Source organism: Xanthomonas euroxanthea (assembly GCF_900476395.1).
Lineage (GTDB): Bacteria > Pseudomonadota > Gammaproteobacteria > Xanthomonadales > Xanthomonadaceae > Xanthomonas > Xanthomonas euroxanthea.
The window spans coordinates 25,015-46,024 of sequence record NZ_UIHB01000007.1 but is presented as its reverse complement, the minus strand read 5'-3'; the positions used below and the strand labels follow the sequence as shown (position 1 = coordinate 46,024).

At 60.5% G+C, this 21,010-nt stretch carries 11 protein-coding genes and 1 pseudogene; 6 read left to right on the top strand and 6 right to left on the bottom strand.

All coding sequences use genetic code 11. The features are described 5' to 3' along the window. Position 1 precedes the first annotated feature (1 nt). The 3 genes and pseudogenes from CPBF1521_RS19405 to CPBF1521_RS19395 all read right to left on the bottom strand — a co-directional run. Positions 2-874 (bottom strand): SPOR domain-containing protein, encoded by an 873-nt coding sequence (locus CPBF1521_RS19405; RefSeq protein WP_115677990.1) that lies wholly within the window; start codon positions 872-874, stop codon positions 2-4. Between the two features lie 45 nt (positions 875-919). Then, on the bottom strand, positions 920-2,608 hold the full coding sequence (gene argS, locus CPBF1521_RS19400) for an arginine--tRNA ligase (protein ID WP_104584916.1): 1,689 nt from the start codon (positions 2,606-2,608) through the stop codon (positions 920-922). Positions 2,609-2,694: 86 nt separating this feature from the next. Next, positions 2,695-2,859: pseudogene (locus tag CPBF1521_RS19395) on the bottom strand (JAB domain-containing protein); the annotation flags it as partial. Positions 2,860-2,898: 39 nt separating this feature from the next. Here CPBF1521_RS19395 and CPBF1521_RS19390 point away from each other — a divergent pair. The 6 genes from CPBF1521_RS19390 (at position 2,899) to CPBF1521_RS19365 (ending at position 17,700) form a co-directional block, all read left to right on the top strand. After that, entirely contained in the window at positions 2,899-4,065 is a 1,167-nt protein-coding gene (locus CPBF1521_RS19390) for a tyrosine-type recombinase/integrase (RefSeq protein WP_181901299.1), read from the top strand. Next, on the top strand, positions 4,062-5,699 hold the full coding sequence (locus tag CPBF1521_RS19385) for a site-specific integrase (RefSeq protein ID WP_147295477.1): 1,638 nt from the start codon (positions 4,062-4,064) through the stop codon (positions 5,697-5,699). The genes CPBF1521_RS19390 and CPBF1521_RS19385 overlap by 4 nt, the downstream gene beginning before the upstream one ends. 61 nt (positions 5,700-5,760) lie before the next feature. After that, positions 5,761-8,124, top strand: coding sequence for a hypothetical protein (locus tag CPBF1521_RS19380; protein ID WP_147295476.1), 2,364 nt, complete (start codon positions 5,761-5,763; stop codon positions 8,122-8,124). Next, complete coding sequence (locus CPBF1521_RS19375) at positions 8,121-8,528, top strand: hypothetical protein (RefSeq protein ID WP_115677987.1); 408 nt, start codon at positions 8,121-8,123, stop codon at positions 8,526-8,528. The genes CPBF1521_RS19380 and CPBF1521_RS19375 overlap by 4 nt, the downstream gene beginning before the upstream one ends. Before the next feature lie 554 nt (positions 8,529-9,082). Continuing rightward, the gene (locus CPBF1521_RS19370) at positions 9,083-13,732 is read left to right on the top strand and encodes a hypothetical protein (protein ID WP_115677986.1); all 4,650 of its coding nucleotides are present in this window, start codon (positions 9,083-9,085) and stop codon (positions 13,730-13,732) included. Between the two features lie 161 nt (positions 13,733-13,893). Beyond that, entirely contained in the window at positions 13,894-17,700 is a 3,807-nt protein-coding gene (locus CPBF1521_RS19365) for a CHAT domain-containing protein (protein WP_115677985.1), read from the top strand. A 329-nt stretch (positions 17,701-18,029) separates the two neighbouring features. Here the strand turns inward: CPBF1521_RS19365 and CPBF1521_RS19360 are convergent, their stop codons facing one another. From CPBF1521_RS19360 to CPBF1521_RS19350, 3 genes are read right to left on the bottom strand one after another with little or no spacing between them, the layout of a single operon-like run. Beyond that, positions 18,030-19,553, bottom strand: a complete 1,524-nt coding sequence (locus CPBF1521_RS19360; protein ID WP_115677984.1) for an SAVED domain-containing protein — start codon at positions 19,551-19,553, stop codon at positions 18,030-18,032. Between the two features lie 9 nt (positions 19,554-19,562). Beyond that, the gene (locus CPBF1521_RS19355) at positions 19,563-20,495 is read right to left on the bottom strand and encodes an AAA family ATPase (protein WP_115677983.1); all 933 of its coding nucleotides are present in this window, start codon (positions 20,493-20,495) and stop codon (positions 19,563-19,565) included. Beyond that, positions 20,492-21,007 carry an HORMA-1 domain-containing protein gene (locus CPBF1521_RS19350; RefSeq protein WP_115677982.1) on the bottom strand — a complete coding sequence of 172 codons (516 nt, stop codon included), beginning with the start codon at positions 21,005-21,007 and terminating at the stop codon, positions 20,492-20,494. Before CPBF1521_RS19350 ends, CPBF1521_RS19355 begins: the two co-directional genes overlap by 4 nt. Positions 21,008-21,010: the final 3 nt, after the last annotated feature.

Here is a 21,010-nt window from a genome sequence, read left to right as displayed (position 1 = left end):
GCTACTGCGCCTTGATCGCAATTGCGGGCAAGCCGCTGCCGGTCAGCTTCTGCTTGGCTTCGGCCAGTTCGCCGGCGCTGCCATATGGCCCCATGCGCACGCGGTAAACGGTTTTGCCGCTGATATCGGCCGATTCCACGCGTGCGGCCAGGCCCATCATCGCCAGCTTGGCCTTGGTCGATTCGGCGTCGCCGGAGGCGCCGAACGAGCCGGCCTGCAGGATGTAGCGGGTGTTGTCTGTCACTGCAGCGGGGGTTGCCGCGGTGGCAGCTGCCGCTGCCGGCTTCGGCGCAGCCGTCGCTGCCGGCGTGGCGAGCGCGGCTGTGCTGGCCGGCGCCGGCGTGGCGGCCGGACGTGCCGGGGCGGTCTCCGCCAACGGCTTCGGCGCGCTGGCCGCCGTTTCGTTCAACGGCACCGGCACGCTGGTGGCCGGCGTGGCGGCGGCCACGCTCGCACCCGGGGCAGGCGCGACCGGCTTGCCTTCCAGGGCCGCACGCGCACGTGCGGCTTCCTCGGCGCGCGCACTGGCCGCCAGTTCGGCATCGGACATCTGCACTTCCTTGCCGGGCAGCAAGGTGTAGAAGTCGTACTGGGTTTGCGCATCGCCCGGCTTGGCTTGCGGTTTGGGCGGTTGCGCGGGCTTGGGGAGCTCGGCCGGCGTATCCACGTCGGCATCGGCCACCGGCTCGGGCTGGGCGTCGGGGTTCGCCCGCGGGCCCACGCGCAGGAAGCCGTCGCCGTCCTTCTTGAACAGGTTGGGCGCGGCCAGAAAGATCACTGCCGCAATCGCAGCGCCCGCCACCAACCACACCCAACCGGGAGTGCCATTGCTGGTGTTGCGTCGCGCCTGACTCTTACCGCGTCGTGCTGCCATCTACCACTTCTCCGAATCACGTCGTTACGGGCCATGCGGCCCGACTTACATCTTTTCTGGGGCGCTGACGCCAAGCAGTTCCAGGCCGTTGGCGAGCACCTGTTGCGTGGCGACGGCGAGGGTGAGTTTGGCGTCGCGCTCTGCGGCATCGTCCACCAGCAGTTTGGTGTTGTGATACCACGTGTGGAAGGCGTGCGCCAATTCACGCAGGTATTGCGCGATCTGGTACGGCTCCAGCGCCTGGCCGGCGATTTCCACCACCTCCGCATAGCGCGACAGCTCGACCATGACGTTGAGCGAGTGCTCGTCGTCCAGGCGCGCCAGCTCGGCCAGTCCATGCGCCTGCTCGTACTTGTAGCCTTTTTCCTGCGCCTGCCGCAGCACGCTGCACACGCGCGCATGCGCGTACTGCACGTAGAACACCGGGTTGTCGTTGCTCTGCTGGCGGGCCAGGTCGATGTCGAAGGTGAGCTGCGAGTCGGGCTTGCGTGCGATCAGGAACCAGCGCACCGCATCGGCGCTGGTTTCCTCGATCAGGTCGCGCAGGGTGACGTAGCTGCCGGCACGCTTGGACAGTTTCACTTCCTCGCCGCCGCGCATCACCGTGACCATCTGGTGCAGCACGTACTCCGGCCAGCCCTGCGGGATGCCCAGTTCCAGCGCCTGCAGGCCGGCGCGCACGCGCGTCAGCGAGCCGTGGTGGTCCGCGCCCAGTTCGGTGATCGCGCGCTCGTAGCCGCGCTGCCACTTGGTCAGGTGGTAGGCCACGTCCGGCACGAAGTAGGTGTAGGTGCCGTCGGATTTGCGCATCACCCGGTCCTTGTCGTCGCCGAAGTCGGTGGACTTCAACCACAACGCGCCGCCTTCCTCGTAGGTATGGCCGGAGGCGATCAGCTTCTGCACGGCCTCTTCGACCTTGCCGTCCTTGTACAGCGAGCTTTCGAGGAAATAGATATCGAAATCGACGCGGAACGCGGCTAGGTCGTGGTTCTGCTCGTTGCGCAGGTAGGCCACGGCGAAACGGCGGATCGCGTCGAAGTCGGCCGGGTCCTTGCCGCCGGTGACCAGATGGCCTTCCAGGTCGACGGTGTCGCCGGCCAGGTAGGCATTGGCCACATCGGCGATGTAGTCGCCGCGGTAACCGTTCTCCGGCCAGCCGTCGCTGTCGGGGGTGAGCCCCTGCGCGCGCGCCTGCACCGACAAGGCCAGGTTCTCGATCTGCACGCCGGCATCGTTGTAGTAGAACTCGCGCTTGACGTTCCAGCCGTTGGCATCGAGCACGCGCGCCAGGCTGTCGCCGATCGCCGCCGCGCGGCCATGGCCGACATGCAGCGGGCCGGTCGGGTTGGCCGAGACGTATTCCACGCCCACCGAGCGGCCGTTGCCGGCCAGCCCACGCCCGTAGTCGTGGCCCTGCTTGAGCACATGCGCCACTTCGCGCTGGTAGGCGGTGGGGGCGAGATGGAAATTGATGAAGCCCGGCCCGGCGATCTCGACCTTGGCCACGTCGTCGCTGGCCGGCAATGCGGCGACCAGCGCCTGGGCCAGTGCGCGCGGATTGCTGCGCGCCGGCTTGGCCAGCAGCATCGCAGCATTGGTGGCGAAGTCGCCGTGCTCGCGCGTCTTGGGTCGCTCGACCACAAAATCCGGCGGCAGGGTGTCGGCAGGCAGGGTGCCGTTGGCGCGCAAGGCTTCGATGCCTTGGCCGATCAGTGCGCGGAGTTGGGCTTTCACGTGGGATCTGCTTGGAACGAAACCAGCGATTTTACCCGACCGCGCGCCCCGGGGTCGGGCCGATGGTTCAGGTCAGCGTCGCGCTGTCATCCCAGCCAGCCGCGCTCGGCCAGCGATACGGGCCGGCCGTCGCCGATCACGAAGTGGTCCAGCAGGCGGATATCCACCAGCTCCAATGCGCCCAGCAGACGCCGGGTGACCGCGCGGTCGGCCTCGGACGGTTCCGGATTGCCGGACGGGTGGTTGTGCCCGTTATGTACTATTCGTCGCAAGGCGTTACAGGACGTTACATGAATAGCCAAGTACCTCTCGAGATAAGACAAGGTCGCGACGCATTAGGGCGCCTGAGGCCGTACCTCTTGCTCGGCGGCATCCCGCTGCTGCTGCCCAACCTGTGGATCAGCGGACTACCAACACGCAGGGAAAATACGTTAGACGCATATCTTCGCGACCTAGTGCCCCTCTTCAGGTGGGCTCGAGAATCCGCACTCAATATCGAGGATCGCCTTAGGCGCGGCGTCGGGTTCAGAGAATTCGAGCTCAGCCAAATTGCTGAAAGGATGACTAAGACGGGCTCCGGGCATGCATACGCGATTTCGACGATCAACAGAAAGATTGAGGCGCTGCGGAGCTTCTTCGAATTTGCGATTGACTACTCAAGCGAAGTTAGCGACGCGAGCTTGGAGCACTCAAATCTGTTCAGAACCAGCTTTGAAGCGCAGCAGAAGAAGCTATTTAAGAAGATGCGTGCGCACAAAAATGAATCGCCAGAGCCGGGGCAATCCGAAGAGCTAACTGAAGAGCAGATAAGAATAATCTTGGCTGTGATTCATCCGCTCTCGGACACCAATCCGTTCTCCTCGATGTCAGTAAGAGTGCGCAACTATTGCATCGTGCGGGTCGCAATTGAGGTCCTAGCAAGGCGTGCCGAGTTGGTGTTGATGGAGGTTGCTGACGTGATCTTGAGTAAAAATCCTGAGCTAACAATCAAGTCGCCTGGGGCAGGTTTTCGCAGCAAGCGGCGTGACCGAGCGAGCATGAAAACACGAGGAAGAACTGTTCCGATAACCAGCTCTACCGCAGCTGCCCTCACCTTGTACATCGAGGAATATCGCGACCAGTTGATGAAATCGCGTAGGCCAACGACCGCACTCTTTGTCAGTAATAAGGATGGGAGAAGGTTAACGGTGGGTGCCATAAATCAAATACTTTCAGTGGTCTCAGCTGCGCCTGAAGTCGCGCTTCATGTTCCGCGGCTCCATCCTCACAGCTTGCGAGTAGCTGGTGCAAACAGAGCACGTAGGGAAATGAGAAATGGTGGGGTGTCGACCATTGATCAGATTGAAAGCCTCAGCTTCATGGGTGGATGGCGTCAAGAAAGCCCTATGGTCCGTAAGTACACAAGGGTGGCCATTTCAGAGAACCTTAAAATTGTCATAAACAAAGATGGCGAATGAAGATGTCTGAGAGCGGTGATCAGTCGGAGCAATTTCATCGGGCATTGACTCGTCGCGCGGAACTTCTTCTAGGTCTGGAGTTGGAAGATTTTCCAAAAAAAATTACAACGGTCTTTGGTCAGGTTGTAATGCTGTACAAAGAGGGATCTCAGAATTGGTCTGAGCGGCTTGATATCGAACATATCGGCTATACGAAACTCAGGCTGCGCTGGAGCGTACGATTTCACTCTGATGACTACGTTGAGTGGATGGTCAGGCGACTGATGATCGAAAAGCTCCAGTCAGGAATGAATCTACGGCCACTTGTAGAACTCGCAATGAGGCTTCCTGCGCTAGTCGTAAACAGTGATATGGGTGCGGAATCAGTAGAAGAATCAATATTCGAATGGGCATCCAATTCGGTCATGACAGGGACGTTGGATGTCATCACCGGAGTGCGTCAGCTTTATGAATGGGCATGGGAGGAGTCACTTCCTGGTTTTAGTGAAGTCAGATGGGAAGACCTAAAGTCAGCTCGACCGATAGCAGGAAAAAATAGCCCTCTCGTAACGATGAGAGATGTCGTAGCGGGGCCTTTCACACGCGAAGAGCTCGCTTCAATCGAGGGCCGGCTTTTCAGTACTAGTAGTGTAACGGCAAGGCAAAGTGCTGCTTTCCTTCTATGTCGTGACTGGGGGCTTAGACCTGTCCAACTAGCATTGATGAGGGTGACTGATTTCTCCGAAGACGTTGGTGGTGCATATGTGATGATATGCAGCGTGAAAGGTAAGCGCTCCAGGCTTCGGCGGAGTAAGTCAAATATGGTCAAGCGCTACGTGGCTCCCGATACGGCGTTTGCTATCAAGATGCAGATTGAAGCCGCAGCTGTCGAATGCGCGCTAATTTTGAAAGCGGTAGAAGAAATTCAGAAAGAGACCGGTGCTCCGGCAGCGACGCCGCCTCTTCCCTTATTCCCTGCGAGAGAAAGGTCGAAGTCACGTGTAAGGACCTTCATCTCGAACGAAAGGATATCCGACTATGTTCTTCACTCGGATTCTGGGGCAATTTCGAATGATCTTGTGCGCTTGACCGCCCAACTAGCAGTTCCAAATAGCAGGGCGAAGATCTTTTTCGGTCCGCAGCAAGTTCTCGAGATTAGTGCTTACCGTCTCAGAAGAACCAAGGGAACATCTCTGGTCTTAGCGGGGCATTCTGCGGAAGAGGTCGCTGAAGCCTTGGATCACGCAACAACCGCGACGGTCAAGCACTACTTCAGATACAGCATCGAATTTCATGCGTTCATAAATCAAGTTCATCAGTCCAGCCCAGAATTAGCGGCTGCTGAAGCGACTTGGAGTGGACGAACTATCTCTAAGCTTGATGAAGAAGGGGGGCGCCGTCGGGTGGCCAAACTTGGGGCGTGCCTCAGGGATTCAATTTGCCCTCTGCATCCAACGGTGAGTTGCTACGGGTGTGGTCAATTCAGGCCTAGCACAACTGCGGATCATGCAGCATCACTATCTGATCTTTTGGATCTGCGAAAGGATCTTAAAGATTCTTCTACCGGGTTGATGCCGAGTCAGCTCGACTCTGCAGTCCGTGGTGCAAAAGAGCTGGTTCTCTATCTTGCCGCGAGATCGAAAGATGCCAAATAGCCAGAAAAGCGATTCGGATCGAGTCCTAGACGAATGCTTGCGAGTGGCAAGAAATAATTTCGTGAAACTCGTGGACGGGCGAAAGCTTGCTGGTACCTTCGGCGATAGCACATGGAACTACCGGGGGGCGGGGTTAATCTTTTGCGAGCACACTTCCCGACGTAGAGATCTTGGATCGCCCCTGCTGGGGGTTCCTGAGATACTGGCAAAGTGCTACCTAGTCAGCGAGATGATGAGGGGGGTTACGCCCGCCTGTGCGATTGGCCGTTTGAACGCTTTTCGTATGCTTGCTCGTACTATGGTCAAAAAAAAGCGTGAATGGAATTCACTCAGTCCATCGGTCTTCGATTCAACAGTCGAGTGGCTTCGAGGGAATTATAAGGAAAGTACTGTCTATAACAGGGCAGGCGGCTTGGTAGCTTTTGCGGCATACATAAACCGAATGGCCATAACGGTTGGCGGCAGAGAGGTTCGCTTCCTCAAGTGCAAAATTAGTTGGAGGCACGGCGTCAGGAATCCAATTCGTGATTACGAGGACCCGACATCAGAGAAATTCTCTAAGAGACGAGAGGAACTGTTTCATAGTGACATACACACTGCAATCGCAACCGCCCGGTTCGAGATTGCTTCAAATCCCAGCCTGGAGCCAAGCGATGGTTACGACCGTATTAGGCTAGAGGGCCTGGTGTTCATGCTTGCGCTCGGTAGCCGTGTCGGAGAGTGCTGCGCACTTCCAATTAACGCATATGAGCGCGATTCTGACACTGGCCTCCCTTTTGTAAGAGTGCCGACTGAGAAGACACCGGAACCTGCAGCTGTTCCGCTTGCGGACCTTTGGGATGAGGCAGTGAGTGACGCTTACTCCTACCTATTGGAGGCCTGTGCTTCCGCGAGACTCAGGGCACTCGAGATTGAGAGACGAGGCTTTCAGTTTGTCTACGACAAGCTGATCGATAACCGGAGACTGAAGCCACTTCAGAATGCGCAGATCTGTCAGTTGGCCATATCAGGATTAGATCCTAATGAGCATTTTCTTATTGCTGAGCTGAAAGAGGCTTTTGATCTATCGAACAAGGAGTTCACATCTGCAGGAAGGTTTCAGGCTTCCATGGTGAGTGTTGCGAGGCCTGTAGCTGCAAGTGCTGCAATGTGGATCGACGAGCGCATTGCGAAGTGGGATTGGTCAAATTTCTCGAAAAGAACACCGTCTGGGAGGTTATATGGATGTGGCTTATCTCTCATGGCGAACGCGCAAATAGCAGATTCAACAATACAGAAGCCAGGCCTCTGGTTTCGAGAAGAGCTCACGAATTTCTTAGGAGAATTGCTTTCCTTTGGTGCATTCGAGGGTGAGCAGTTGCCGTTCGAAGAGGGTCGAAGATCGCTGAGAATTTCATGGGCTCGCCTTCGAGCGAACATGCTCTCACGCACAGGCGGTGCTCATTCGACGTTCATCGACGTGCGGAAATTTATAGAAATCCTTCGATCGAATTACAACCGTTGGCTCGAGGTTCACTTTAGCGAAATAATTGACCCTAGCCTTGATAATTATGGCGATTCCACTAAAAAGAAAGTTGGGCGTGTAGGTATGCCTCAAAAGCTCAGTGAGCATCTTTTTGTTGTCTGGGAGGGACAGTTTAATCAATTTTATTCGAAGGGAATTATTCCTCGACCTATATTAAGGAAGGATTTTTACCATTACTTGAGCAAAGGGGATGATAGAAAGACAATTTTTGAGCGCCTTCAGATAAAGGGGGCTGATGGAAAGATCGTCAGTATCTCCCCTCATGACATCAGGCGATGGCTGACAACTGCTGTACTTAGGTCGGGTCCATCCGAGGTTGCTGTAGACCTCTGGATGGGACGAACGCCTGGGCAGTCGAGGAGGTACGACTATCGCACCGCCACTGAGCGCGCTCAATTCTTGCGAGACCGGTACATAAATTCAGATGCACCAGTCCAGGATTTTCTGGGTAAGAAAATGATAGAGCTCAGGTTGAAAGAAGTGCCAGAAGATCAAATTGAGTTCCTTTTAAAAGAAAAGCTCCGGGCTGTACATTTCAGTCCTTACGGTAGTTGCTCTAGTGATCTTTATACCAACCCTTGTGGGAAGGGCACTGCATGCTTGAGGGGCTTCGGGACGGGCGAGATGTGCGAGAGCTTTCATATCGATCCTGATGACAAAGTCGCCAAGAAGTCGATTGAGGATTTACTGAGAAAGAACGAAATGCTACTGAGGAAGCTTGAACCGAACGTTGATGCAATCAATAATTCAATTCTTCAAGAACTAGGCGAGCACTCTCAGGTCGACCAGCATCTGGCTATGATTGTTGACGTAGTGCGAGGTTGCAGGCAAGCACTTGAAATATACGAGGGTACAAGCGCGCCGAGGCTCAGGAATGCCAATCGCAGGATCCGTAAATGAGCAACTCGAACGAGCAAAGTCATTGGCGTGAGCGCGCTGAAGCGGCACTCTGGGCGCATGAGATTGATGGCACGGGCGGTGCCGTCACTGTGAGTGGCTTGGCTCGCGCGATCGGCGTGTCTCGTCAGACTATTTGGCGTGACAAGAGGCTCATGGAGCGTATAGCTGCAGTCCAAGACACGGCTACAAAGCCTGTACGATCCGCGGGTTCAAAAGGTGCGCTCGAGGCAAGGCTGAAGCGAATGGAGGTTGAGTTGAGAGGGCTTCGGTCCGAGAACGAGATTCTGCTATTCAACATCATGGCGGTGGCTAAGCGGCTGCGTGAAGCTGGCTTAGATCCAGGTGAGTTCTTCGGGGCCCAAGGGGATGATGCTAGGTCGCTTTCTAAATCTTTCTTGATTTAGATCTTGGAAGCTACCGAGCAGATTCCATAGCGTCATACGACTCCTGGACAACGCTTTTGCATACCGTCTCTAATCCTCGGGCATAGTTCGGCCACATTTAAGCTGCGGGAGGTAGATCAGAGTCGCCTCTTGCCACGAATTTTTACACAGCCTCGACCCAAAGCGGACATTGCGGCGTGAGGCTTACTGCAGACCATCTAGGCGGCATCGCCCCCTTAGATCCAACTTTGACATGCCGGCGGCGCGTGTAGGGTGGTAATCACCTTGGTGCCTAGCGCGGCGAGCGGAACTACGCTTGTTTGTCGACATCTTCTGGGCATCACGCACACCAGCCCCACGGCATCCTCAAGCAGGCCGATAAAGACGCATCGGACCGCCGCGAGGCGCAGGGCGCGCCAATTTGGGCCCCATCGGCTCTCTCCAAGTACTATCGGGCCCTCGAATTTCGTCAGTAAGATTCCGGTGCCGCACACTTGAGGCCCGGGTCCGTGCAAAGACCCCACTGAGTGGCGGCACCGTGCTGGCGACGCGCACCGTCTTTTAGGAGGAAGGGAATGGCAGTAGCGCTTACCGCAGACCTCGAACAGCTCAAGGCGCTGGTGCAGACCATCGAACCGCCAACGCGATTGGAGCACCTGACCGCCGCGCTGATTGGCGAGCTGATCGGGGTCTCGATCGCGGTGGCCAAGTCGGGCTTCCAGTACGGGGCGGACGCCGGCACTACCGGACGCCAGGAGCGGTTCCTGCGCATCGAATGCAAGCGCTACCGGGACGACACCTCGCTCAATGACCGGCTCCTGCTGGGCGAGATCGATCAGGCGATCGTGGCGGACCCGGCGCTGGAGGCGTGGATCCTTGCCGCGACGCGCGAGGCCGACGAGCAGCTCGAGCGCCAGCTGTTCAAGCACGGCAACGGCTACGGCATCGCTGTTCTGATCGTCGACTGGAAATCCCACGACAAGCCCGCCATGGCCGCGCTGCTGGCCTCCAATCCCGCGCTCGTGACCAAGCTGCTCGATCCGGTCGCCGGTGCTTTAGCCGCCCGGCTGGCGGTCCCCTTGGGCGCGGCGATCGAGCGCCTGCGCCGCGATCTGGCCGCCTGGCACATCGGCACCGCCGTCGTTCGCCGCCAGTCGTTAGCGCGCCTGCGCTCGATCTGGACCGATCCGCGTCAATCGCAATCTCACTTGGGCCAAGTAGTGTCCGGTGGCGCCAAGCGGCACATCCACCGCGCGCAGGTGTTGCGCCAGCTGGACGAGTGGTGGAGCGCGCAGGCCGACACCGCGTCGCCGGCCTGCGCCACCGGCCTGTTCGGGGTGGGCAAGACCTGGGCGGTTACCGATTGGCTGATCGAGCGGGCCAACCACTTGCCGGCCACCTTGCTCATCCCGGCCGCTGCGGTAGGTGGGCGGGACCTAGGGTCGGCGTACGAGGTCAAGTCCTTCCTGGCCGAGCGCTTGCTCGAGATGATGCAGGTGCGCGATGCGCCGTATTGGCGCGCCCGACTGGAGCGCATGCTGCTGCGTCCGCCTGCTGAGGGGCCGGTCCTGCTGGTGGTCTTCGACGGCATGAGCCAACAGCCTCAGGCCAACTGGGAAGGCCTGCTCAAGGTCCTGCAGGGCGCGGACTTCGTCGGGCTGGTGCGCACGATCACGACCACGCGCACGCTGCATTTCGAGGTCAAGCTGCGGCGTCTCGCATCGCTGGTGGATCCTGCCGTGGCTTTCGAGGTCGAGGGATACGACCTAACGCCCAACGGCGAATTCGACCAGATGCTCGCGTTGAACAGCTTGCGCCGCGCGGATTTGCACCCGGACCTCTACACGACCGCGCGCATCCCCCGGCTGTTCGACCTGGTGATCCGCTTCCGCGAGCGGCTCGTCGACGCCGGTGCGGTGACCTTGCATCGGCTGTTGTGGGAGTATGGCAGCGATACCGCCGGCGCGTCGGCAAACAAGGCGTTCTCCGCGCCGGAATGGGCCGAGTGGCTGCGCGCGGCGGCCGCCGGCTTTCAGGATGGCATCCGTTCCTATTCGCTCAAGGCGCTCAGTGATTCAGCCGCACGCTCGGACCTGGCGCCGGGAGAGGTCTACCAGCGCCTGAGCGAGCTGGCCGATTCCGCGTTCTTCACTCGGCTTTCGGACGGTACGCTGCAACTGACGCCCTCGCTGGTGAACCACGCCCTCGGCGCCACCGCCGTGCAGTTGCTATCTGCCAACCCGCACGCCACGCGCGAGGCGCTGGAGTCCGCGCTCGAGCCGTGGCTCGATCCCATCAGCGGCCTGGACCAGCGCTCGGAAATCCTGCGCGCCGCCGTATCCATCGCCCTCGAGTCAGGACCGCCCCGCCCTCTGCTCGGCGTCCTCACGGCGGCGTGGCTGCAAACGCAGAACCTGGCTGAGAACCACCAAGCCGAGGTGCAAGCGCTCGCGGCGGAAATGCCCGATGCCTTGCTCGACGCGATCGAGCTGTCGCATCGCTACAACCACGCGGCCAGCCGGCACACCGCGGTCGAGGCGCTGCGTGGCATCGACCGCGACAATGCGACGGTGCGCGCGCGCATCTTCGCCCGCGCCGCGCAATGGCTGAGCGTCATTTCGCGCGAGGTGGAGCTGCGCACCAAGTCCGAGCCGGAGGCGGAAGCCGAGGCGCACCGGCACAAGCGATGGATCGAGCGCATCGGCATCGATGCCTCGGGCCCGCTCATGCTGCTGGGCGAGGCGATGGTGCTGGTCGATCGCGACGAGGGTCAGTGGACAGACCACTTGCCCGCCCTGGTCGAAGGTTACCCGCTGGTCGAGGCGGTACCCGCGTTGCGCCTAGCTGCCATCGCCGCGGCCGCCGGCTCCCACCATCGGGCGTGGGACCAGCTGCGCTGGGTGTATCTGTTCAATCCGGTCGATGCCGATCCCGTCGCCACAAGCGTGCGGGCGGCCGCGACGGACATGGCAAGCCGCGTGCCCGAAGTCGGCGTGCATCCGCAACTGGCGCGGCGAGTGGCCGAGTTGCTGCTGTACGTGTCGGGCCGCGAAGAGGACAACGAGGCCGCAGTGGCACTGAACGTGGTCATGGGCCGGCCGTTTACCTATGAAGAGCACTACCTAGCCGATCCCGGCCGGAGCCTGTACTTCCGGCTGGAGCGCCGACACGTGTCGGCGGTGCTGGCGGACGAGACCCTGCCGCTGCACGTGCGCCTGCGCAAATGCGATGACGTGTGGTTCGACCCGACTTTCGAGCCGCCCGCCGCCTTCTGCCAGGCCGTCGCCGACGCGGCGCGCGAGTTCCCGCTGGACAATATGCGCACCGGCCGCTATGCGACGCGCGAAGACCATAGCTTCGATGAGCAGCAGGCGGTCCTCGCGCGGTGCGCGCCGCAGGTGCTGGCGGACTTGCATCGCAAACTGGCGACCCGGGCGCCGACGACCGTGGGGGCACGCGCAGCGCACGCTTGGCACCAGACCGATGCGCTACTGTTGCACGGGCCCGTGCAGGCTGCGGCGGCCCGCACCTTGCGAACGGTCGAACGCAATGCTCGCGAAGGTGAGGAGACCCATGCCGCGACGCGGCTGCTGCTGACCGAACTGACCGATCTCGACGCACTGGCACAGGCCATGCTGGTCGTGGAAGCCGACCTGTCGGGCATCCCAACCACGATCACCGATGACCTGCGCCCGATGAGCAGCGCCCAGGTCGATCAGTTGATCGAGAGCTACCGGTTCGGCTCGCCCAAGCAGCAGAAGGACGTCTTGGTGCTCTTGATCACCGAGCCGCCGGCGCTGAGCGATACGGCGTGGCACTGGTTGCTGGAGAAGACGAACTCGACCGACGAGATCGACGTGCGTCTGGCGTTCATGGTGCTGGCCGCCGCCGATCCCCGTCGCCTAGGCACACACCTAGACCATGCGGGCTGGGGTTTTACGCTCGATGGCGACACGCTCGCGGCGCACGCTGCATCCGGCGCGCTCATCGAGGCCACCCGCGGCCAGCCGTTCGAGCAGGTCGCCGCGCGCCTGGCGCCGTGGCGCTTGTTGGAGGCCGTGCGGTTGCGCGGAAGCGACTCCTCGGAAGCCCGCTTCGCCCTGGAGCGGCTAGATGCCATCCTCGCCGGCGGTCCGCGTGACGCCCCCGACCCCGGCGCGCAGATCTTCGTCGAGCGCACGGACGCATCGAAACGACCGCCGTGGTACTCGGCCCGCCCGATGCCGCCCGAGGACCCGAACTCGGCCGAAGCACTCAATCATGCGTTCGATGAAAAAGCGCAGCAGGAAGCGCACCAGCGCGCGAGCGAGACGGCACGCGCGCGCATCGCCAAGGCGCGCAAGGAGGGCGCCAGCTTGTATCTGGAGTTCGTCACGCGCGAGGACGGGCAAGCCATCCTGCAGCACGCTCCCGACCTTCTCACGCGGTGGATCGACGGCCACGAGACCTTGAGCGCGGAGTTCGTGCGGCGCGTGCGGTTGGCCGAGGGGCTGTTCCTGGCGATCGTCGAAGCGCTGCTCATTGCGCAGCCGGCGCGCGGCGCGAGCGTGTGGCGCGCCTTGGGCCGCGCCATGCGTACCCGGGTGACGGGCGCGGCGAAGCTGCCCGAGCTTTGGCACATGCTATTCCGGGTCCCGGCCTCGGCCGAGGTCATGGCCCTGCGCGAGGCCCTGCTCGACCCGAAGCACACTAATACCGATGCGCAGCTGTACGAGCTGGCACTCGCGGCGCAACTCAACGGCGGTACGGCCTGGCTCGAGGCGGTGATCGTGCGCGACCTGGGCTCGCAGGTGCCTTGGTGCCAGCAGCGTGCGGAGATCCTGCGCGGCTTCCTGGCGGGCAACGAGCTGCCGGTGGTCGACGCATGGCCTGAGGGCCATGCGCGCTCATGGGCCCAGGAGGTCCGGCGGGGTACGGCGCGCTTGCGCTACCTGGAAGCCTGCGCCCGCCATTGGTGGCGCGAGTACTGGCGACGCGACGACCCGGAAGCGGCCTTCGCAGCTTGGGTCTTATTCGAGTACTGCGCCGACCGGCGCGCCCTGTGCTGGATGCGGGAGGAAGCGGACATGGCTACGCTGGACGAGGCGCAGCGGGCCCGCAGGCGCCGGCACTGGGCCACGAACCGGCCACGCTGGAAACACGGCGCCGATAAGTCCGGCCTCTCCCTGCAGCGGACCTTCTTGCGTCGAAGCACGGACGATATGGTATGGCCGTGGCGCGAGTAGTGACTTCCTCCGCTCAAGCAACGCAGGTTGCAAGGCCCAAGACCAGGTGAAGCGATGACGCCCATGGCGCCCGCCCGGGGCATGGCCCGCTTTTGGGTTGCACCTCGTACCCCAGCTGCCGGGCCACGACAAATCTTCGATAAGCACGCAAGGACGATCGCATGGCAACCCCGATGACGGGCGATGAATTCCCTTGGGCTGACCTGCTTGCAGGCGGCGAGCTGCAAAACCTCAATCTGGTCTTCGCCGGGCCAAATGACGCGACCCGCCTGGCGCAGTTGCAATTGCTCGTCCTGGTAAACGCCGTCAATGCCGAGGGTGGTCAATTGTTCCGACACGCCGTTGTGCTGCTGCCGCCCGACAGGCCAGATACCGTCATGGCCGACGTGGCCGCGCAGATGTTTCGTAAACGCGGAACGGCCATGGACGCGGAGGAACTGGACATTCTGTCGCGCCGATTGATTGTCCGACACGCCGAATCTTTCGATGCGCGTGCCGTCGTGGACGCGGTGGCGAACGCCCCGAAAGCGAGCTTCGTTGTGATTGTGGACGCCGCGCGCTACCGGTCCGCGAAGTGGGAGATCGCGCGCGCGAAGAGCATGCAGGTTCCCGAGGATCGCTGGATCTCGCCACTGGCCGACCTCGCCCAAGAATGCATTCCTCGCGTGCCCGAATCGGTGTGCGTGCTGTTGGACGTGGGTGAGTATCTGCCCAACCTCGCGCGCAACCGCAAAGCGTTCGAGGACATGGATTGCACAGTCTGGGGTGGGGATGATCCTCGGGCCGTGGATGACCAGATTATCGGGCGACTCGACGAGTGGGTCGGGCGCGTGGAGCGCGGCGACATCGTCTCCGTGCTTGCCGAGATCGACTCTCAGGATTGGCTGGCAGCGTCGGCGAAGGAATTGTGCAAGGTGCAGGTCTTGTACAAGGGAGGCCGTGCGACACGAGCCCTGGAACTGCTTCGCCCAATCGACACCGACACCGCGCCGACCGACCTGAAATTGAAGCTGTCGACAGTGGCGATGGGATCCGAAGATCTGGATCTGGCCAAGCGCCTGCTCGAATCGAGTGCCGGCGGCTTGTGCGAACTCGATACCAACGAACTGGCACTCGAGCTGAGCCAATCGCTCGACTCACCGCCCATCGCGCGCCAGACCAGCGACTGGCTGGCCCGGCACTTCCCGGCGTCCGTGGTGCTTCGGGCCCAACAGTTGCGGCGGATGCTGCAGGCGGCCCGCGATTCGGTGGCGTTTCAGTCCATGGGCTCGACCGCGATTCCGTTGGACGACTACGCGACATTCGTTACCCAGCCGCTCGCCCAGCCCGAGGTTCCCAACTACGTCGAGCTCGCCGCCGCGGTGGATGCTCAGTGGCCACACCTGGTGAGCGAGTCCCGGCTGGCGATGGCCCTCAACGCACGCGCCAGACACCTGCCGCTGCACGCACTGTCGCTTGCGATACAGACCGATCCGACCTCGTCGTTGACGCGCAATGCTGTCAACGTCGTGCTCTGGTCGATCGAACAACTATTGCTTGCCCACGACGATGCGACAAAGGAGACGCTTTCGGACGCGGTCGTGTTCCTGCTGCACTACTTGGCGATCACGCCGGAGGACACCGACTCGCGAGAGCGCCTGGACGAAGTGCTGTCGGTGGACGTCTCGGGGTCGGTGGGCGTCGCGCTGTTGGCGTACGTCCTGCTCAAGCTGGTGGGACTTCCGCAGCAAGCCGCCGAACTGCCGGATATCGACACGGCGATGCCCGACGATGCGCGGATGAATGCATTCATGTCCGACGCTCTGGGATGGCTTTCGTCCCGTCGCGCCGTCGATCTGGCATCGACGGCGCTGCCCGCGCACCTGATGACCGTATCGCCGGACGCGGCCTTGCGGCATCTGAAGCAAGTCGTCCATTACATGATCGAGAAAGAGACTCTGGACGACACGAACACGTTGCGGGTCTCGGTAATCGCTGCCTTCGCCATCGCACCCCACGCCACCCGCAAGAATGACGACCTGGAGATCTTGCGCTTGGCAAACAGCCGACTGGTACTGAGCGGGGAGGCGCAGTTGGCGCGCGACTTGGCCGAGGCAGGACTAGCCGCCAGCCACGGCCAGCCCGAGCGCTTGCGGTTGGCGTGGTATGCCTACGGCGATGTCCACCACCGCAGTAGCAATCAGTACCGCGCCCTGATGTATTTTGGCTGCGCCCTCGCGACGCAGGCGCCCATTGAGCTTGAGCAGGCGTACTACGAGGCAATGGGAATCGTCCGAGCGCTGCGCGACACGGGCCTGCTCGTCGAGGCCGAGCATGTGCTGGAAAGTTGCGAGAAGCTTCTCAAGCAGCTGGGCGTCTTCGAGAAGAACGGGCATCGCATCGAGACCATGCGTGTCGGGCTGCGACTCCACGGCCTCAACACGACTCGCACCGCGGATCCGGAGGCGTGGTCTGAGTTGCTGCGGGTGGCCGATCGCAACCTCCAGGCCGTACAGGAGGCGAATGACCAACTTGGCCCCATCCTCGTCATGGCGGTTCAGATCCAGGGTCAACTGGCCTCGCTGGAGACGCCGGTCGACGCTTCGATCCGTGCGCGCATCGAAGCCGCCAGCAGCGGGGCGGGCGAGATAACCAGCGGCCTGGTCCGATTGGCCACCAACGCGGCGCCAGGGCCAGATCAGTTGCTAGCGCTGACCCACGCGGTTCAACGCACGCGCTATGCGGATGACGTGGGCTTCGATGTAAAGTGGCTCGTCCGCGCCGCGCGAGCCCAACTCGCAGACGCAGGCACGCTGGGCGATCCACCGCTAGCCAGTTTCTCCGCAGAGTTGACGACCGATCACGCCCTGTCGCTGCCCGGGGAGGCACAGGGCGGGTGGCTACCCGCGCGCGTGCAGAACCCGGCGGAAACCATGCTAGCCATTTCGCGGCAAGGAATTCGGGTCGAACTGCTCGCCGCGGATGCCGACGAACGCCTCGTTCGCGTAAGCGCTCAAGCAGGCGAATTGACCGTCACCCGCGAAGCGCACGCATTCTCGATGCAGCGCCTGCACCACTGGATGAACCGCTTTCCCTACGACTACGGCCTGGATGAAGATCAACTGCGGGACGCGGGCCGCGATTGGGACCCCAATGTGTTCTACAACAGCATGCAGGGTCTGGGCTTGTCCACAGGCGTCGGCAACCGCGTGCTGTTCGTTCTCGACACCCAGCTGCAACGATTGCCACCGCAGCTGCTGCTGGTGGCGGACGAGCCGATTGGGCGAAGCGCACACGTGGCGGTCGCCCCGTCACTGACTTGGCTCAGTGCCGCCATCAACGCGCCGCGCAAGACCTACGGACCGGCGACGGCCTGGATCTCTACGACGGCCGACGACGTCGCCAATGCCACCTTGGCGACGGTGGCCGATCGGGTAGGCGATGGCCTTGAGCATTACGGGGTGTCCTTGTCTACGGCAGCGCAGGTGCCCGAGTCGCTGCGCAACGCGAGTCTGGCCATCGTGGCGGCCCACGGTAGTTTGGCGGACGAGAATCGCTTTTTTCAGCGCGTTTCCGATGAGGCGAAGTTTCAGGTCAGCGGGCTTGCACTTGCTACGGCACTGGAAGGGGCAGGCGTAGCGGTGCTGTTCGTCTGCAGTGGCGGGCGGCAGGACGAACATCCCGTCGCCAGTACCACCGTCGGCTTGCCCAAGCTGCTTCTGGAGCGCGGCAGTCTGGCAGTGATCGCGTCTCCGTGGCCACTGGACCCCCGCGTGCCGTCGCACTGGTTGCCGGGGTTTCTGGCTGCCTGGGAGGCGGGCGAAACGATTCTTGGGGCCAATGCCGCCGGCAATCGCCGCGTGGAGTCGCAAATGGGGGACGACGCCAAGAACAGCATGGCAATGACCTTGTACGGCAATCCGCTGCTGCGTCGACAGGATTTTTCCACGTCGCCGCTCACTGCTGCCTCGGGTTCGAGTGAAACGTAGCGACCCCACTAGAGCGCATCGCTCTGTTTTTCGGCACCGCTTAATTCAGGCGCTGGTAATGACCGCTTGGCCGACTGCCGGAAGCTATCCGAGCTTTGCTGCCCCAAGGTTTGGCTCAGAGAGTCAACTAACAGATAGATCTCGACAGATCGTTGTTGACGGGGGCGACCAAAGTTGACGTAGGGAACGTCTGAACAAAGAGGCCTAAGAGTGCGGGATAGAGATGAGCCTGGTGCCTTCATCGTTCATGGAAATCTCGAAGAACTAGTTCAATGAGTGGAATGTGTTGCCGCGCAAGAGATTGGACAAGCCATAGGTGGCCACGCGACTCAACTGATAGGTAGAGTCAAAGACGGCTGATATGAGCGGTTTCGGCCCCCGTCAAAGTCGAACTCGTAAAGGCGGACTGGACCAATTAAAAGTTGATGTTGCCCAATGAAGAACGTCAACGCGTTTGGCGCTGCGATGAACAGATGGGTTGTTTGACCAGTAGCGGACCCCCCCTGAGCCTTGATCTGTGAAGCAAGTGAACGCGCCAATTCGAAGGCATGCCGACCGTTCAAGACAGAGGTTGCGCCCGCTCCACTGGAGGGCGTGTACACCAGCAACTTGCCAACGAGAGGGAGCGAAGTTTCAACATAAGACTTAACGTCATTGGCAATGTCGTGAGTGGGTGCGACAGCAACAGCTGTCTCCGGACGCGCCGCATCAATGACTATCTCCGCTGCCACTAGCTGCGGCCAAGAAGAATCAAACTCTGCGTCATCGGAGGACCAAATCTGACGCGCTGGTGATCGCTGCTCAAGTTCGACAATTCGGCCAATCTTTGTGTTGAGAACGGAGCCAGCGGCAAACGCAAGAGTTGCGTGTGCATCAAGCGCTAAACGCGGCCGGTCAACTTCTTGCGCCGTCTGCAAAAGGAAGGACTTCAATGTTGGATATAGCGCTTTCGACCAATCCGCTTCGTCACGGATGTATCGCTCATCGAAATCGGGCACGAAGTCCAATACACGGACACACCTATCCTCCAAACGGTCAACCGGATGAGTAAATGACTTGACTCCATAGACGATTGGGCGCGGAGTTCCCTTGCCAACAAGTAGGCCTTCTTCGCGGCAAGCGTGTCTGAAACTTCCACGATCAAACTCAAGTCGGCCCTGTCCTAGCCACTTGAAGACAAGGTCGTCGTAAGGAAAAGCGCTTTCATGCGCGGCAATGCGACGCAGGCCGACGAGACCAAAGAGCATGTCCAACTGGTCACGATAGCCGTCTAACGAATCATTGGCGGCACCGAACGCGAGTGTCCCTGCAAATTGGCGCAAGCCCGCATCGTCAAGCGACAAGTGTTCGCGCCACTCTTTGCGGATCTCGCCAGTCCTGCTGTTATCGGTCTTCGTGTCGAACAGCCGCTCAACGCGAATGGAGTTTGATCTACTGCCCATAATGATCCGCAACGCATCGCTGCGATCCGGCTGCCAGTTTGTGAGCAACGTGAATTTCACTGGATCTCCGTCGCTCCCGTGCGAAATGTGAGCGGCGTAAGCACGCTGCAAAAGCGATGTGGTTTCAGCATTGATGAACCCGGGATCGATCAGCTGGCGATAGCCATAGCTACCGGGCATCTGGTGCCACTTACATTGTATGTGCTCACGAAGCAGGATGCGCCCGTCGAGTGTGCGTGGGCCACGGCCTCGCTCGTACTCGACCCAGATATCGTCGTAGCTCCGCGGCCCAGACTCAAAGCCGACACGAACGATTGGGCTTTCGTCGTCGAGCAAGCGGCCGGCTTTAAGCCAAAATTGTCTTGCCTGAAAATCGTCGCCCTCTCGCCGAGCAGTGTTCGCCTGCGTCATTGCTACTCCTCAGACTTGATCACGAAATGCAGGGGTTGGCACCATCTGCTGTGCGATCTCAAGGGCCCGCTGGCCCTGAACAGCGTTGTCAGGATAGGCATCCAGCACGATCGAAGGGATCAGCCTTTGCGTGAGATCTGAGAAGGTAAATCCAACCTCCCTATCACTGATTGATCCCGTGGCAGCAACCAGCGAGTTCACCTGAGCCTTTGTCAGACCAAGCGGCCCAAGGCGATCTTCCAAAACATAGCGGCGCTGCGATTCGTCTGGTCGACCAAAAGTCAGGATGTCCGCAGCACGGCGTTGCAAGGCCGGGTCTAGAGCACTCAAACGGTTGGTGCACATGATCACGGCTGCGGGAACCTTCGCTTGTGCAAGCCGATCGATCCCACGAATAAACGCATTCACGCCAGCGCGATCCTCATGATGCATTTGCGTGGATTCGCGCGACTGAGCAAGTGCATCTGCTTCGTCTACAAAAAGGATGACGCCATCGTTGCTCTTAGAGCTGCTGCTGGCTTTGAGCTTCTTGGCCTCGGCTAGCGTGTAGTCAATTGCCGATGTGATCAATTGAGTCATTTCCCCCACTTGGCCCTTGCCTCGCGTGGCGAGACTGAGTGGGAACAATGTGATCTCGATCTTCTCTTGGCGAGCAACAGCATCACCAATGGTCTCTGCCAATTCGGTCTTCCCGGAACCAACATCTCCAGCAAGAATCACGAGCGGCGGTCGCCGCAACACGGTGTCTAGCAAGGCAGATGCGCCCGGATGATGCTTGCTAGCCCACTTATCCAGCCCTGCGGGATGGACCAGTAATCCTAAGATTTTCGCTAGACGTGACTTCTGCTCGTCTAGACCGACAAGTCGACCGAGACGCAACCGGGCATCAGGGTCTGGGTAGACCTGGCGCTGTTCAAACAGATCTTCAAGGGAGGGCTTCATTCGAAATTCCGTACGCTAGAACGATCAAGAGATTTGCCGCCTGCTGAATAGGTAAGGTCGGACACGAGATAGCCACTGACGGAGGGCTCGGAGGCAACACCGCGCTGGCATGGGAGCGACGAATGGAGAGCCGTCCGCTGCGTCTCAGTGAGTGCCCACCAAGCCGCGGAGTAGGTCAGATAGCTGTAAAAATTTGCGCCGACAACATTCTTGCCTGGTCGGACCTTACCGGGATCGTCACCAAACCCATCGGTGTTCGCCATATCTTTTGCAGAGTAGCGTAGCGTAGGTTCGATCCATTGGCCGTCGCGCTTGTAGCCATAGGTTACCGTTCCGAGATATCCAGATTTCAATAACTCCACGACCTCAGACTCAAAGGTTTTAATGCTGGCATCGCTCGGCGAGCCGTACAGGCGCTGCATGCGCTTGAGGTCGGCAGCGACCTTGGCCGCCATATGGCGTGCGTGGGTGACAGTGAAGGTGCTGGATTCAGAAGACGTGTAGCTACTCATGTG